This is a genomic window from Pseudosulfitobacter pseudonitzschiae (assembly GCF_900129395.1).
Lineage (GTDB): Bacteria > Pseudomonadota > Alphaproteobacteria > Rhodobacterales > Rhodobacteraceae > Pseudosulfitobacter > Pseudosulfitobacter pseudonitzschiae.
Genome location: NZ_FQVP01000003.1, coordinates 521,548 through 535,114, shown reverse-complemented (window position 1 = coordinate 535,114; position 13,567 = coordinate 521,548). Strand labels below are relative to the sequence as shown.

Genomic DNA, 13,567 nt, shown 5'->3' with positions numbered 1-13,567 from the left:
CAGCCCCTCGCGTTGGGTCCCCAACAAGTAGGAGAGCTTCATGACCCATTCATTCGACACCACAAACCCCGCCACCGGTGCCAAAATCGCCACCCACACCTATCTGGACGACGCCGAACTGGAATCGCGCATCCAGGCCTGCCACGCGGCATTCCGCGACTGGCGGCTAAAGTCGCACGAAGAGCGCGGAAAAGTGATCAAGGCCATCGGCCAGGGCCTGCGCGACCGCAAGGACGAATTGGCCGCGCTGATGACCCAAGAGATGGGCAAGCTACTGAGCCAGTCCGAGCAGGAAATCGATCTGTGCGCTGCCATCTGTGATTATACCGCCGAAAACGGGCCCAAGGTATTGGCAAGCGAGGAACGCGAGATTCAAAGCGGCAGCCGTGGCCGCGTGGTTCACGCACCCATCGGCATCGTGTACGGCATTCAGCCGTGGAATTTTCCCGCCTATCAGGTCGTGCGCTATTCCATCGCCAACCTGATGGCAGGCAACGGCGTGCTGCTGAAACACGCCTCGAACGTCGCTGGATCGGGCCAGATGCTGGATGAAATCTATGCGGATGCGGGACTGCCCGCGGGCCTATTCTCAGCCTTGATCATCAGCCATGACCAATCCGACGCCGTGATCGAACATGAGTTGGTGCGCGGCGTCACCCTGACCGGCAGCCCCGCTGCAGGTCGCGACATTGCGGTCAAGGCGGGCAAGGTGCTGAAGAAAACCGTGCTCGAACTGGGGTCGAACGATGCCTACATTGTCATGGCAGATGCGGATGTCGAGAAAGCCGCGCAAATCTGTGCCACGGGCCGGACCTATAACAACGGCGAAACCTGCGTTGCGGCCAAACGCTTTGTGGTCTCGGACGCGGTCTATGACGATTTCCGCGAGGCTTTCGTCAAGGCGATGAAAGCCGTGACCTACGGCGATCCCACCGGCAAGGAGGCCGGGATCGGTCCGATGGCCCGCAAGGACCTGCGCGACGATCTGCACAAGCAGGTGGAGCAATCGGTCGCCAAGGGTGCCGAAATCCTGTGCGGCGGTGAAATACCCGACGGTAACGGATACTTCTATCCCGCGACCGTTCTGGCCAACGTCCAGCCGGGCCAGCCTGCCTATGACGACGAATTGTTTGGCCCCGTCGCGGCCCTGATCCGCGCCAAGGATGATGAGGACGCCATGCGCATCGCCAATGACAGCAAGTTCGGCTTGGGCGGCGGCATCATATCGCGCGATGTGAAACGTGCGCAGGAACTGGCAGAGGTCGAATTCGACACAGGCATGGTGTTCATCAACGGCTTTGGCTTGGCGACACCGAACATGCCCTTCGGCGGCGTGAAGGATTCAGGTTATGGCCGCGAGCACGGCGGCTTTGGCATGCTGGAATTCACCAACGCCAAGGCTGTCCTGATCATGGACGAATGACCACCGCTTGAAATGAACTCGGGGGGCGCTTTGGCCCCCCGATCCCTACTTTTTCCGAAACGTCAGATAATGCGGCACGCGCCCCTCGCGCAGTGCCTTTTTTTCGTAGCGGGTCGAAATCCAGTCATCCCAAGCCACGCGCCAGTCGTCCGGTCCCTCGGCCAGCCATTCAAACCCGTGCCCCGGCACCTGCTCCAGCGTTTGCCGTACATAATCGGGAATATCCGTCGCCACGCGAAAGATTGCGCCGGGTTTCATCACGCGCACCAGCGGCTCCAGATGTTCGGGCGTCACAAACCGGCGCCGGTGATGCCGCGCTTTGGGCCAGGGGTCGGGATACAGCAGGAACGCACGGTCAATCGACGCTTCGGGCAGCACGTCGAACATGTCGCGCACGTCACCCGGATAGACCGCCAGATTGTCCACCTTGGCCTTGCGGATCTTGCCCAGCAACATCGCCACGCCGTTGATATAAGGCTCGCAGCCGATGATCCCCACGTCGGGGTTCGCGGCGGCCTGGTGCACCATATGCTCGCCGCCGCCAAAGCCGATTTCCAGCCAGACAGGTTTGCCTCCGAACAGCCCCTGTAAATCCAGCGGCGTGCGGTCGGGGTTCACGTCCCAATCCACCGGCCCCGGCGACAGCGCGGCAAGGTCCTGGTCAAGATAGCCTTCCTGGCTCGACTTCAGGTGCTTGCCCTTGCGGCGGCCATAAAAATTGCGGTGGGGGCGTGTGGGTGTGTTCATGGCGGCGGTTTAGCGCCAAGTTTTGAAATGCGCAACGCAACGTATCGCTTCCCCGCAACGTGCGCGCTGCTAGCCTTGGGCACAGGAAAGAGGAGAGCCCCATGAGCCATGTCCACGTCGTTGCCGTCATCACCGCCAACTCCGGCCAGCGCGCCAAACTTCTGGAGAAATTCAACGCCAACGTGCCCGCCGTGCACGCCGAAGACGGCTGCATCAGCTACCGCGCGGTTACGGACACGCCGGATGTGGGTCCGTTCCAAACCCCCATCGGTGAAGACACCTTCATGGTGATCGAGGATTGGGCCAGCCTTGATGCGCTGATGGCCCATGCGGTCGCGCCCCATATGAAAGACTATGGCAGGGCGACAAAAGACATGATCGCCGACCGCAAGATTCATGTGCTCAGCCCCGCCTGATCATGAAAAGGGGCGGCGCCCACCGGCACCGCCCCGCTTCTTTTCGCCCCAAGTACCCCGGCAAGCGCCAAAGGCGCCAAGGCAGCGCGCTCAGACGGCGGCTTTCAAAGCCTCGACCAGATCGGTGTTTTCCCAGCTGAACCCGCCATCCGCATCCGGTGCGCGACCAAAGTGGCCGTAGGCCGCCGTGCGTTGGTAGATCGGTTTGTTCAGGCTCAGGTGCTCGCGGATACCGCGCGGGGTCAGGTCCATCACCTTATCAATCGCCGCTTCGATGTCCGCGGGCCTTACCGCCCCCGTACCGAAGGTATCGCAATAGATCGACAACGGCTTGCTGACACCGATGGCATAGCTGAGCTGGATCGTGCATTTCTCTGCCAGCCCTGCCGCCACGACGTTCTTGGCCAGATAGCGCGCCGCATAGGCCGCCGAGCGGTCCACCTTGGTCGGGTCTTTCCCTGAGAATGCACCGCCGCCGTGCGGGGCTGCACCGCCATAGGTGTCCACGATGATCTTGCGACCGGTCAAACCAGCGTCGCCGTCGGGGCCGCCGATGACAAACTTGCCCGTGGGGTTCACGTGCCACTTCGTGGCGTCGGTCAGCCAGCCTTCGGGCAGCACTTCGGTGATGTAGGGCTCCACGATTGCGCGAATGTCGGCGCTGGTCAGGTCGGGGTCCAGATGCTGCGTGGACAGAACCAGTGACGACACGCCCACCGGCTTGCCGTTTTCGTAGCGCACGGACAGCTGGCTTTTGGCATCAGGGCCAAGGGTCGGTTCGGTGCCGTCCTTGCGGACTTCGGCCAGCCGTTTCAGGATCGCGTGGGCATAGAGGATCGGCGCCGGCATAAGCGCGTCTGTTTCATTGGTGGCGAAACCGAACATGATGCCCTGATCGCCTGCGCCCTCTTCCTTGTCAGTGGCCGCATTCACCCCTTGGGCGATATGTGCGGACTGTTCGTGCAGCAAGTTGGTGATCTCGCAGGTTTCCCAGTGGAACTTGTCCTGCTCGTAGCCGATGTCACGGATACAGTCGCGGGCGATGTCTTCGATCCGCGCCATGTATTCGTGCAGTTTATCCTGATCCGACAGGCCGATCTCGCCCCCGATGACCACGCGGTTGGTGGTGGCAAAGGTTTCGCAGGCGACACGCGCTTCGGGTTCTTCAGTCAGCAGCGCATCCAGAACAGCGTCGGAAATGCGGTCGCACACCTTATCAGGGTGTCCCTCGGAAACGGATTCCGAGGTGAAAATGTAATTCTGTCGGGACATGAAGTGCTCCATTGAAATCATGTGTCACGCCAGGAAGCCGTTGTGACACGTCCTGTCCGGTTTATGGACGACGACGGGGTGCGTCAATCGAAATGCGGCGTGCCAAAAGGACGCCCCACCCCAAGAGCAACACGATCAACAGCGGCATATCGCCGGTGCGTGCATAAACTGTCGGCGCCAGGGGCGCAGGCAAATCGGCGTCCACATGACCCGCAACGCCCAAGGGAAGGCTCTCCAGCACTTGGCCACGCGGACCGATCATCGCGGAAATACCGGTGTTGGCCGCACGCGCCAGCGGCAGCCCCTGTTCAATCGCCCGCATCCGCGCCTGTGCCAGATGCTGCTGCGGACCTGCGCGCTGGCCGAACCATGCGTCATTGGTGATCTGAATCAGGAACGAGGGGCGGGTCGGCGCGGCGCCGACATCCTGCGCAAAGACCGCCTCGTAGCAGATCAGCGGCAGTGCCTGTCCCAGCGCGCCCAGGTCGATCATGCGCGGCCCCGGCCCTCGACCGTATCCGCCCACCGCTTCGGCCAGACCGCGCAGGCCAAGCTTGGACGCCAGATCGCTCAGCGGCATGTATTCACCGAAGGGCACCAGGTGGTATTTGTCGTATGTGTCCGTCACCTGCCCGTTGCCGTCCACCACGACCAGCGAGTTATAGTACCAGTCCTCATCGCGCCGCTGGATGCCCAGCACCACCGGCGCACCACGCGCCGCGATGGCAATCTCGTCAAAGACCGGCTGGGCATATTCCAGCAGATACGGCACGGCGGTTTCCGGCCAGACCACCAGATCAGGCTGCGGTTCGGCCGCCGTGGCTTCCAGTAATCGATTCATGAAAACCGGCAGCTTCTCTGGGTCGAACTTTTCCTCCTGCGGTGCATTGGGCTGCACGAGGCGCACCATTTGGCCGGTTGTCTGTGGCGCGGGCAAGCTCATCGGCCAAAGCACGGCGGCCAGCGCCACCGCGGCAGGCGGCAGGACCAACAGCGGACGGTCGATCAACCACACCAGCACTGCCGCCCCCGCGCACAGCAACAGCATCAGCCCATAAGGACCAACCCACGCCAGAGCCTGCGCAGCAGGCGTATCGAGCAGCCCTTGTGGCAACATGCCCCACGGAAATCCGGTGAACAGATAGCCGCGCCCCAGTTCGGCCAGCGGCCACAGCACCGCAAGTCCCATCACGCCTGTGCGCAACCGCCGCGCCAGGGAAAAGGCCACGCCCCAGAATGCCGCCAACAGTGCCGACATGCCCGCCAGCGCAAAGGGCGCCATCCAGCCATCGCGGGCCGCGTCGATCTGGAACGGTTCGGTCAGCCAGGTCAGCGTCAGCACGAAATAGGCAAAGCCAATGACAAAGCCGACCAGCCCTGCCCGACCGGCGCGCGCGGCCCCTGTATAGAACACAAAGCTGACCAACAGCCCGAGCATCATCGGCAAAGGCAGATCGACCGGCGCCTGCCCCAGGGACATGACAGCCCCACAGCCCAGCGCCAGCAAGATCCACTGCCACACCGTGCGCGCCGCAAGCCATGCGGCGATCATCATGCGTCGTCGTCCTGCCCCGGCAGCCGCACCCGCAACCGTTTGATCCGGCGCGGATCAGCGTCGATCACTTCGAACTCCGGGCCTTCGGGATGCACGACAACCTCGCCACGCGCAGGTACGCGGCCCGCCAGCATAAAGACCAGCCCGCCCAGCGTATCGATTTCCTCGGCGTCCACGTCCTCGTGGTCGGTCAGCGATTGGCCGATCTCGGTCTCGAAATCTTCGAGCGGGGTCTTGGCCAGCGCCAGATACCCGTCGCCCGCAGCGTCGAGGTTGAAGAACTGGCCCTCGTCCACGTCGTGCTCGTCCTCGATCTCGCCGATGACCTGTTCGATCAGGTCCTCGATGGTCACAAGTCCGTCAACGCCGCCGTATTCATCAATCACCAGCGCCATGTGCCGCCGTTCGGTCTGCATTTTGGTCAGCAGAACACCGATGGTCATCGACGGCGGGACGAACAGCAGCGGGCGAATCATGTCTTCGAGGATGAAATCCTTGCCCCGGTCGCCGTTGAATCCGTAGAGCAGCGCCAGGTCCTTGAGGTGGGCAAAGCCCAACGGCGTGTCCAGCGTGCCCTCGAACACGGGCAAACGGGTCATTCCGCTGTCCTTGAACACCTCGACCAACTCGTCCAGCGAGATGGTGCTGGGCACCGCAACGATATCAGCCTTTGGAATGGCCACGTCTTCCACACGCATACGGCGCAGGTTGATCATGCCGTGCCCGCTGCGGCTGGGCGGCGTGTCGGACACGGTGTCCGTATCACCGTAATCGCCGTCAGAGGGGCTGAGCGCCTCGAATACGCGAGAGAGAAAACCGCCGGATTTCGGCGTGTCGGTCTGCGGGGGTTCTATGTCTGTCTCAGACTGCGCGCTTTGCGCTGCCTCAGACGATCCGTCGTCGTTGTCGCCCATCGGGTCCTTATCCAGTTCAAGCAGAGGGATCTGCCAATTGCGGCGAGTATGGGTCATCAAGGCCCAGTTTGCCAAGTATTTCGACTTCCAGCCGTTCCATGACCGTGGCATCGCCGTCACGTATATGGTCATAGCCCAACAGATGTAAAATACCATGCACGATCAGATGGGTTGCGTGATCCGGCAGGGATTTGCCGGCGGACGCGGCCTCGGCGGCACAGGTATCATAGGCAATGGCGATGTCACCCAGCTCCAGCGTGCCGTCGGGATCGGGTTCGGGCGGCAACGGCGCGCCCCCTTCTTCCTCGGCCCCACGCTCGTCCGATGGCCAGCTGAGCACGTTGGTGGGCACCGGCTTGGCGCGGAAATCGGCGTTCAACTCGGCGATACGCGCATCGTCACAGGCAAGGATCGCGATTTCAGCCTCGGTGATATGAAGGTGTGCAAAAGTTGCCTGTGCCGCGCGATCAGCCAAGGCCTGAAGCCCCGCCTGTTCCCAGCGGGGGTCTTCCATGGCGATATCGATCGTATGGTTCACGTCGCATTCCGGGGGCCAGCCCCCGGACCCCCGGAATATCTACGGCCAAAAGAAGGATCAGCCCGTTTGTGAGTCTGCCTCGTATGCCTCGATGATCGCCGCCACAAGGGGGTGGCGCACCACGTCTTTCGAGGTGAAGTAGTTGAAGCTGATCTTGGGGATGTTCTTGAGCAGCCGTTCCGCGTCCTGCAAGCCCGATGCCTGACCGCGCGGCAGGTCGATCTGGGTACGGTCACCGGTGATGACCATGCGCGAGCCTTCGCCAAGGCGGGTCAGGAACATCTTCATCTGCATGGTCGTGGCGTTCTGCGCCTCGTCCAGCACAACAAAGGCGCGGGCCAACGTGCGGCCCCGCATGAAGGCCAGCGGCGCGATCTCGATCTGTTTCTCTTCGATCAGCTTGGCCAGTTGCTTGCCCGGCAAAAAGTCGTTCAGCGCGTCGTAAAGCGGCTGCATGTAGGGGTCGACCTTGTCCTTCATGTCGCCGGGCAGATAGCCCAGCTTCTCGCCCGCCTCGACGGCGGGACGGCTGAGGATGATCTTGTCCACATGACCGCCGATGAACATCGACACGCCCACAGCAACGGCCAGATAGGTTTTGCCGGTGCCGGCGGGACCGATGCCAAAGGCCAGTTCGTTGTCGAACAGCGATTGCACATAAGCCTTTTGCGCCTCGGTGCGGGGTTCGACCGGTTTCTTGCGGGTCTTGATCTCGACCTTGTGACCGACGGGCATTTCCATCTGGTCGCCCAGCATCGGCCGACGCGCATCGTCTGATCCGCCGCCCATACGCAATTCGCGGTCAATGTCGCCGGTCTCAACCTCGCGCCCCGATTCAAGGCGCAGATAAAGCGCGTTCATCACTTCCAGCGCACGGGCACGGGAATCAGCGGGGCCGAGAATAGCCAGATGGTTGCCGCGCCGGACGATCTGCACCTCAAGCGCGGATTCGATGGCCGTGATATTGCGATCATAAGGACCACACAGGTCGATCAGCAATCTGTTGTCAGGGAATTCCACCAGCGTCTCGGTTGGTGGAGCGGTGTCAATCGGGGTTAGTGGGGCGCCTGTGGCCAATGCCTGCTCCTGCATCAGGGGTCTGATGTAGCGTCGCAAGTTTGCACGGGCGGCGCAACTGTGACGGTTCGCTTTTTCCATCAATTTACAAGAATTTCACGCCACAGATGGAAAAAGGGCCAGAGCGGATTGCGCTCTGGCCCTTTGAAAATCGGTTGGAGACGATGCGTCGCCTTAGTTCGGGTCCAACACGCTGGAGCCGCGCTTGAAATCGCCCACGGTTTGCGTGGGTGCGGCGATGCCAGAACAGACCGGTTTGCCGTATTTATCAAGACGCTGGGACAGATACCCCTCCAGACCATCGTCGATGATCCAGTGATCGCAGCCGTTGGGATCAACCCAGATGCCGGCCTTGAGCTGGCTCAGGTCCTTGCTGTCAAAGCCACGGTCGACGGTTTTATCTGGCGAATACCCGGTGCCGCAAGCGGCAAGGCCGAAGGCACACAAGCTCAGCGAAAGTGCAATGCGTTTCACAATAATGGTCCCCTCAACGGATACAGATAATTTCGACACGACGGTTCTTGGCCATGCCCGCCGCCGAGTTGTTCGGAGCCGCGGGCATACGCTCGCCGTAGCCACGCACATCGGCGATACGGGCGCCGGTGGATTGTGCAACCGAAGCAACCGCATTGGCGCGGTTCAGCGACAGACGCATGTTATAGGCGTCCGAGGCGCGGCTGTCGGTGTGGCCTGTGATGATATAGCTGGTGGCACCGGTGCTCTGGAAGAACTGGGCCAGACGCTGTTTGCCTGCCGCCGAAATGCGGTAGCTGTCGGTGGCAAAGAACTGGTCGGTTTCCATCACGCCGCAGACATTGCCCCGGCGGCAGACAGGAATACCCTGACGCGACACGTGGGGTGTCATATAACCTTCGGCGCCGTCATCCATGACCCAGTGTTCACACCCGTCCGGATCGACCCAGATGGTTGGAATATATTGGCCACGGTCGCGGCCTCCTTGCGATCGCGTCTGCGCATCGACGTCCGCCGCCGACACAACAACCGTCGCAAGTGCGACGGCCATTGCAGAAACCACGCGCATAAATGCACTTGTGGTTTTGGAAAGTGTGTAACCCACAGCCCTGTCCCTTATCAAATGTTCCCCCGCAAAGACCCGGAAATAAAAAACTGGCAGCTCGGGGCTTTGCTACTACTGTTTCAGAGTAGGAAAGTTTTTCCGCTGTGTGAAGTCGCTTTAACCGCATATTGTGGCTATTTTCGCCACACTTAGGGGGTGAAGTTCAAATTTATGCCATATTTGGACACAGCCGTGGGGATCAATCCAGCAACACGCCGCCCAGGGAATTGGTGCCGGATGACACGATTCTGACCGGGCGCACTTCGCCGGGGGTCACGTCATCGGCATCGACATGGACTGCGTGCAGATAATCCGACTTTCCCACCATCTGACCTTTTTGGCGGCCCGGTTTTTCGAACAGGACATTCAGCGTACGGCCGACCATCTCCTGTTGGATCTCACGCTGGTGACGCGTGATCAGAGCCTGGATGCGCTGCAGGCGCGCATCGCCTTCGGCGGCGTCGACCTGGGGGCGCTCGGCGGCCGGCGTTCCGGGGCGGGTCGAATATTTGAAGGAATAGGCATAGCCGTATCTGACCTCTTCGATCAGATCCAGCGTGGCCTGAAAATCCGCTTCGGTCTCTTCGGGGAAACCCACGATGAAATCGCCCGACATCACGATATCGGGCCGCGCAGCCCGGATGCGTTCGATCAGCCGCAGGTAGCTTTCGGCGGTGTGACTGCGGTTCATCCGTTTCAGGATACGGTCGCTGCCCGATTGCACGGGCAGGTGCAGATAGGGCATCAGCTTGGCGCAGGTGCCGTGTGCCTCGATCAGGTCGTCGGTCATGTCGTTGGGGTGGCTGGTGGTAAAGCGGATGCGCTCCAGCCCGTCGACCTTGTCCAGATCCCAGATCAGCTTGGCTAATGTGTAATCCGATCCGTCCGGCCCTGCCCCGTGATAGGCGTTGACGTTCTGGCCCAGCAGTGTGATCTCGCGCACGCCGCGTTCCACCAGATCGCGGGCCTCATCCAGGATGCGGGCAGCGGGGCGGCTGACTTCGGCGCCACGGGTGTAGGGCACCACGCAAAAGGCGCAGAATTTGTCACAGCCTTCCTGCACGGTCAGAAAAGCGGTGGGTCCGCGCGCCGCCTTGGGGCGCGATTTCAGCCGTTCGAATTTGTCCTCTTCGGGAAAATCCGTATCCAGCGACTTTTCTCCCTGACGCGCCTTGGCTTCCATTTCGGGCAGGCGGTGATAGCTTTGCGGGCCGACCACCAGATCGACCAGCGGCTGGCGGCGCATGATCTCGGCCCCTTCGGCCTGCGCCACGCAGCCGGCAACGCCGATCATCAGGTCGGGTTTCTCGTCCTTCAGATCACGATAGCGGCCCAGTTCGGAGTAGATTTTCTCGGCTGCCTTTTCACGAATGTGGCAGGTGTTCAGCAGGATCATGTCGGCATCTGCCGCCGTTGCGGTTTCGACATAGCCCTGCCCGCCCAGCGCCTCGGCCATGCGTTCGCTGTCATAGACGTTCATCTGGCACCCGTAGGTCTTGATAAACAGTTTCTTCGGTGCGGGTTTTGTCTGTGTCATGACGGGCATCCGGGCATCTGGGGTCACTGCGGGGTGCTATCAGCAAGGCGCGCATCTTGCAATGAGAGCCAGATTGTCGGACTTTGCACAAAACGGACAGGCCCCAGAATGTTGTACCCCTCTCTCGATGAATTCATGAAGGACGCAGGCGCCGTTCTGGCCAAAGGTCCGATTGCCCTGATCATGGTCGAGGACGATGTCGAGGTCGCCACGACCCTGCGCCACCACCAGCAACTGGGGTTCGCGGCGGTGCTGGCCTTCATGCCAAAGGATTTCACGCTGCCACGTGATCTGGACGAGAGCATCATCCGCATCACCTATGACGTGACCCTTGAGGGTGCCGTCCAACAGGCCGTCAACCGGATCAATGACGCTGCCATCGGGCAATGGATGTTCTACTGCTACAACGCCGAATACCTCTTCCACCCGTTTTGCGAGACCCGTAGCGTGGGCGAGATGCTGGCCTTTCACACCGAGGAACGGCGCTCGGCGATGCTGACCTATGTTGTGGATCTATACGCGGAGGATCTGAACACCTATCCCGATGCGGTCTCATTGGATCATGCCTTTCTGGACCGTTCGGGCTATTACGCTCTGGCCCGCAAGGACCCGGCCACCGGACATCCGCGGGAACGACAGCTGGATTTCTTCGGTGGCCTGCGCTGGCGTTACGAAGAACACGTGCCCGCCGCCCGCCGGAAAATCGACCGGATCGCGATCTTCCGTGCCGCCCCCAAGCTGCGCCTGCGCGAGGACCACACCTTCAACGTCGAGGAATACAACACCTTTGCCTGCCCGTGGCACCACAACATCACGGCAGCGATCGTGTCCTTCCGCACCGCCAAGGCGCTCAAGCGCAATCCCGGCAGCACCTTTGATATTCCCACGTTCAAATGGCACAACTCGGCGCCGTTTGAATGGCATTCACGGCAATTGCTGGATCTGGGGCTGATGGAACCGGGACAATGGTTCTAAGGCAACCCTAGGCGCGCAGCACCGGAAACCAGTCCTCGCGCAGACGTTGTCCCGGTTGCATGTCATGCCCCGGAAACGGCGGTGACGTGGGACCGGGGCGCGCGACATAGCGGGCGTCGTCCCCCACCAGCCGCAGTGAAAACGCGCGACGGCGACTGTCGCTGGTGTTGCCCCGTGCACCATGCAGGGTCCGGTAATGGAACGCCACGGCATCGCCCGGCTGCATCTGGTATTCGACAACGGTCATGCCTTCAGCGTCCGGGTCGGGAACCGGTATGTAGGGCGCGGGATCAAAGAACGCATCGCCCTTGGCCCAGCGGGTCGGCAGCACGTCCTTTTCCCACAGATGCGATCCGGCGACACAGCGCAGACTGGCGGTGGTCACCGGATCGAGCGGCGACCAAAAGCTGACAACCTGCTGTCCTTCGACAAAGTAATAAGGCCCGTCGGTATGCCACGGCGTCGCCATCGAAGTCCCGGGCTCTTTCACCAGCACATGATCGTGGAACAGTTGCACACGTTCCGACCCCATCAGAGCGGCGGCCACTTCGGCGGCGCGCGATGTGCGAATGACCTGTTCAAACTCGGGGATACGCTGCCAGTTGCAATAATCGTCAAAGAACCGCCCTCGCTCGCCCTCACGCTTGTTTTCCGAAGCGTATGGGCCGGGCTCGTCCATATTGCGTGCCACACCGGCACGCAGTGTCTCGACATGGTCGGCAAACAGACCGCGCACCAGCACAACGCCGTCGCGGCGATAGGCGTCGATCTGGTCCTGGGTTACGATTGGCTCTTGGGTCATGGGTGCAAAAATCCGGTATTATCCTGCACCTTGGTGCCGCGTTACGACTTCTTGCGCAACCGAATCACCACGTCCACCGACGAAATTTCCGCACCCGCAGGCGCTTTGGGCAGCCGCGAGATCACCAGTTCGTCCGAGGGTGCATCGCTCAGCCGTGCCTCGTCTTCCCAGAAGAAATGCGGGTGGTCGTGCGTATTGGTGTCGAAGTAACTTTTCGATCCGTCGACCGTGACCTCTTGCAGCAATCCCGCCTCGCAAAAGGTGCGCAGCGTGTTGTACACAGTGGCCAGGGACACGGCCTCGCCTTCGATCTTGGCAGCCTCGAACAGGCTTTCGGCGGTGACATGGCGGTGCTGGCCGTCACCGATCAAAAGGGCCGCCAGCGTCACGCGCTGCCGTGTGGGGCGCAATCCTGCGCCCGCCAGCCACTCGGTTCCGATGTCATGTTGCGACTGCGCCATGCCTGTCCTCAATTCAATTCCTTCCCTATATAGAGGGCGCATCAGGTGATTTTCAAACGGAAATCAACGCAACGTGGCATCCCCGCACCATATCGGCCGGGCTTTCGCGCCCCGTACGCACCTTCCACAACGTCGCAACCGCAACCCGTGCGACCCAAGGGCGCGGTGGCTGTACCCTTCGGCACACTTGGCAACACCGGCACACGGGTGCTAGAGGGGTTTAATTGCAAGAATGCGAAGGGAATTCCGTAATATGTCCGACTATCCCACCAGTTTCGACCGCGACGACCTTCTGAAATGCGCGCGCGGAGAGCTTTTCGGGCCCGGCAACGCCCAGTTGCCAGAACCGCCGATGCTGATGATGGACCGGATCACGGATATTTCGGGCGACCGCGGCCTGCACGAAAAGGGCCATGTTGTTGCCGAATTCGATATCAAACCGGACCTGTGGTTCTTTGACTGCCACTTTCCCGGCAACCCGATCATGCCCGGCTGTCTGGGTCTGGACGGGCTGTGGCAGTTGACCGGCTTCAACCTGGGCTGGCGCGGCTGGCAAGGGCGCGGCTATGCCCTGGGCGTGGGCGAGGTCAAGCTGACAGGCATGGTGCGGCCCGACCGCAAGCTGCTGACATATTACGTCGATTTCACCAAAGCGATCCAGACGCGCCGCCTGACCATGGGCGTGGCCAACGGACGGGTGGAAGCAGACGGAGAAACCATCTATCAAGTGACTGACATGAAGGTCGCTCTGTCCGAGAGCTGAACCGGAAGG

At 61.3% G+C, this 13,567-nt stretch carries 15 protein-coding genes and 1 riboswitch; of the genes, 4 read left to right on the top strand and 11 right to left on the bottom strand.

Annotation, left to right across the window (positions count from 1 at the left end):
• The first annotated feature begins 40 nt into the window (after nucleotides 1–40).
• The gene (locus BUC08_RS10790; protein ID WP_037923929.1) at nucleotides 41–1,423 is read left to right on the top strand and encodes an NAD-dependent succinate-semialdehyde dehydrogenase; all 1,383 of its coding nucleotides are present in this window, start codon (nucleotides 41–43) and stop codon (nucleotides 1,421–1,423) included.
• A 45-nt stretch (nucleotides 1,424–1,468) separates the two neighbouring features.
• Here BUC08_RS10790 and trmB read toward each other — a convergent pair whose 3' ends face one another.
• Nucleotides 1,469–2,170: a tRNA (guanine(46)-N(7))-methyltransferase TrmB gene (gene trmB, locus BUC08_RS10785; protein WP_037923932.1), complete on the bottom strand. Its 702-nt coding sequence runs from the start codon at nucleotides 2,168–2,170 to the stop codon at nucleotides 1,469–1,471.
• Nucleotides 2,171–2,271: 101 nt separating this feature from the next.
• Here trmB and BUC08_RS10780 point away from each other — a divergent pair, with 101 nt between their 5' ends.
• Nucleotides 2,272–2,586: a putative quinol monooxygenase gene (locus tag BUC08_RS10780; protein ID WP_037923935.1), complete on the top strand. Its 315-nt coding sequence runs from the start codon at nucleotides 2,272–2,274 to the stop codon at nucleotides 2,584–2,586.
• Nucleotides 2,587–2,676: 90 nt separating this feature from the next.
• Here the strand turns inward: BUC08_RS10780 and metK are convergent, their stop codons facing one another.
• The 8 genes from metK to miaB all read right to left on the bottom strand — a co-directional run bounded on the left by metK (nucleotide 2,677) and on the right by miaB (nucleotide 10,557).
• A complete protein-coding gene (gene metK, locus BUC08_RS10775) occupies nucleotides 2,677–3,858 on the bottom strand; it encodes a methionine adenosyltransferase (RefSeq protein ID WP_037924609.1) in 1,182 nt (393 codons plus the stop codon).
• 4 nt (nucleotides 3,859–3,862) lie between these two features.
• Nucleotides 3,863–3,910: riboswitch (SAM-SAH riboswitch) on the bottom strand.
• Nucleotides 3,911–3,919: 9 nt separating this feature from the next.
• On the bottom strand, nucleotides 3,920–5,413 hold the full coding sequence (gene lnt, locus BUC08_RS10770) for an apolipoprotein N-acyltransferase (protein WP_224769687.1): 1,494 nt from the start codon (nucleotides 5,411–5,413) through the stop codon (nucleotides 3,920–3,922).
• Nucleotides 5,410–6,327 (bottom strand): hemolysin family protein, encoded by a 918-nt coding sequence (locus BUC08_RS10765; RefSeq protein WP_037923937.1) that lies wholly within the window; start codon nucleotides 6,325–6,327, stop codon nucleotides 5,410–5,412. The genes lnt and BUC08_RS10765 overlap by 4 nt, the downstream gene beginning before the upstream one ends.
• A gap of 16 nt (nucleotides 6,328–6,343) precedes the next feature.
• Nucleotides 6,344–6,841 carry an rRNA maturation RNase YbeY gene (gene ybeY, locus BUC08_RS10760; protein WP_037924613.1) on the bottom strand — a complete coding sequence of 166 codons (498 nt, stop codon included), beginning with the start codon at nucleotides 6,839–6,841 and terminating at the stop codon, nucleotides 6,344–6,346.
• Between the two features lie 81 nt (nucleotides 6,842–6,922).
• Nucleotides 6,923–7,957: a PhoH family protein gene (locus tag BUC08_RS10755; RefSeq protein WP_081855342.1), complete on the bottom strand. Its 1,035-nt coding sequence runs from the start codon at nucleotides 7,955–7,957 to the stop codon at nucleotides 6,923–6,925.
• 159 nt (nucleotides 7,958–8,116) lie between these two features.
• A complete protein-coding gene (locus BUC08_RS10750; protein WP_397467038.1) occupies nucleotides 8,117–8,407 on the bottom strand; it encodes a hypothetical protein in 291 nt (96 codons plus the stop codon).
• A gap of 22 nt (nucleotides 8,408–8,429) precedes the next feature.
• On the bottom strand, nucleotides 8,430–8,966 hold the full coding sequence (locus BUC08_RS10745) for an OmpA family protein (protein ID WP_051539778.1): 537 nt from the start codon (nucleotides 8,964–8,966) through the stop codon (nucleotides 8,430–8,432).
• 253 nt (nucleotides 8,967–9,219) lie between these two features.
• Complete coding sequence (gene miaB / locus BUC08_RS10740) at nucleotides 9,220–10,557, bottom strand: tRNA (N6-isopentenyl adenosine(37)-C2)-methylthiotransferase MiaB (protein ID WP_037924618.1); 1,338 nt, start codon at nucleotides 10,555–10,557, stop codon at nucleotides 9,220–9,222.
• A 108-nt stretch (nucleotides 10,558–10,665) separates the two neighbouring features.
• On the opposite strand from miaB, the gene BUC08_RS10735 reads away from it, so the two are divergent.
• Entirely contained in the window at nucleotides 10,666–11,532 is an 867-nt protein-coding gene (locus BUC08_RS10735; RefSeq protein ID WP_037923941.1) for a hypothetical protein, read from the top strand.
• A 7-nt stretch (nucleotides 11,533–11,539) separates the two neighbouring features.
• Here the strand turns inward: BUC08_RS10735 and BUC08_RS10730 are convergent, their stop codons facing one another.
• A complete protein-coding gene (locus tag BUC08_RS10730) occupies nucleotides 11,540–12,334 on the bottom strand; it encodes a phytanoyl-CoA dioxygenase family protein (protein ID WP_037923943.1) in 795 nt (264 codons plus the stop codon).
• A gap of 41 nt (nucleotides 12,335–12,375) precedes the next feature.
• On the bottom strand, nucleotides 12,376–12,795 hold the full coding sequence (irrA, locus tag BUC08_RS10725) for an iron response transcriptional regulator IrrA (protein WP_037923946.1): 420 nt from the start codon (nucleotides 12,793–12,795) through the stop codon (nucleotides 12,376–12,378).
• 253 nt (nucleotides 12,796–13,048) lie between these two features.
• On the opposite strand from irrA, the gene fabA reads away from it, so the two are divergent.
• Nucleotides 13,049–13,558 (top strand): bifunctional 3-hydroxydecanoyl-ACP dehydratase/trans-2-decenoyl-ACP isomerase, encoded by a 510-nt coding sequence (fabA, locus tag BUC08_RS10720; protein ID WP_028958466.1) that lies wholly within the window; start codon nucleotides 13,049–13,051, stop codon nucleotides 13,556–13,558.
• The last annotated feature ends 9 nt before the right edge of the window (nucleotides 13,559–13,567 follow it).

What these genes read in the sequence shown, in the direction of transcription:
- BUC08_RS10790 (WP_037923929.1), top strand. Translation starts at nt 41, where the DNA reads ATGACCCATTCATTCGACACCACAAACCCCGCCACCGGTGCCAAAATC.
- trmB (WP_037923932.1), bottom strand. Translation starts at nt 2,170, where the DNA reads ATGAACACACCCACACGCCCCCACCGCAATTTTTATGGCCGCCGCAAG.
- BUC08_RS10780 (WP_037923935.1), top strand. Translation starts at nt 2,272, where the DNA reads ATGAGCCATGTCCACGTCGTTGCCGTCATCACCGCCAACTCCGGCCAG.
- metK (WP_037924609.1), bottom strand. Translation starts at nt 3,858, where the DNA reads ATGTCCCGACAGAATTACATTTTCACCTCGGAATCCGTTTCCGAGGGA.
- lnt (WP_224769687.1), bottom strand. Translation starts at nt 5,413, where the DNA reads ATGATGATCGCCGCATGGCTTGCGGCGCGCACGGTGTGGCAGTGGATC.
- BUC08_RS10765 (WP_037923937.1), bottom strand. Translation starts at nt 6,327, where the DNA reads ATGGGCGACAACGACGACGGATCGTCTGAGGCAGCGCAAAGCGCGCAG.
- ybeY (WP_037924613.1), bottom strand. Translation starts at nt 6,841, where the DNA reads ATGGAAGACCCCCGCTGGGAACAGGCGGGGCTTCAGGCCTTGGCTGAT.
- BUC08_RS10755 (WP_081855342.1), bottom strand. Translation starts at nt 7,957, where the DNA reads ATGCAGGAGCAGGCATTGGCCACAGGCGCCCCACTAACCCCGATTGAC.
- BUC08_RS10745 (WP_051539778.1), bottom strand. Translation starts at nt 8,966, where the DNA reads ATGGCCGTCGCACTTGCGACGGTTGTTGTGTCGGCGGCGGACGTCGAT.
- miaB (WP_037924618.1), bottom strand. Translation starts at nt 10,557, where the DNA reads ATGACACAGACAAAACCCGCACCGAAGAAACTGTTTATCAAGACCTAC.
- BUC08_RS10735 (WP_037923941.1), top strand. Translation starts at nt 10,666, where the DNA reads ATGTTGTACCCCTCTCTCGATGAATTCATGAAGGACGCAGGCGCCGTT.
- BUC08_RS10730 (WP_037923943.1), bottom strand. Translation starts at nt 12,334, where the DNA reads ATGACCCAAGAGCCAATCGTAACCCAGGACCAGATCGACGCCTATCGC.
- irrA (WP_037923946.1), bottom strand. Translation starts at nt 12,795, where the DNA reads ATGGCGCAGTCGCAACATGACATCGGAACCGAGTGGCTGGCGGGCGCA.
- fabA (WP_028958466.1), top strand. Translation starts at nt 13,049, where the DNA reads ATGTCCGACTATCCCACCAGTTTCGACCGCGACGACCTTCTGAAATGC.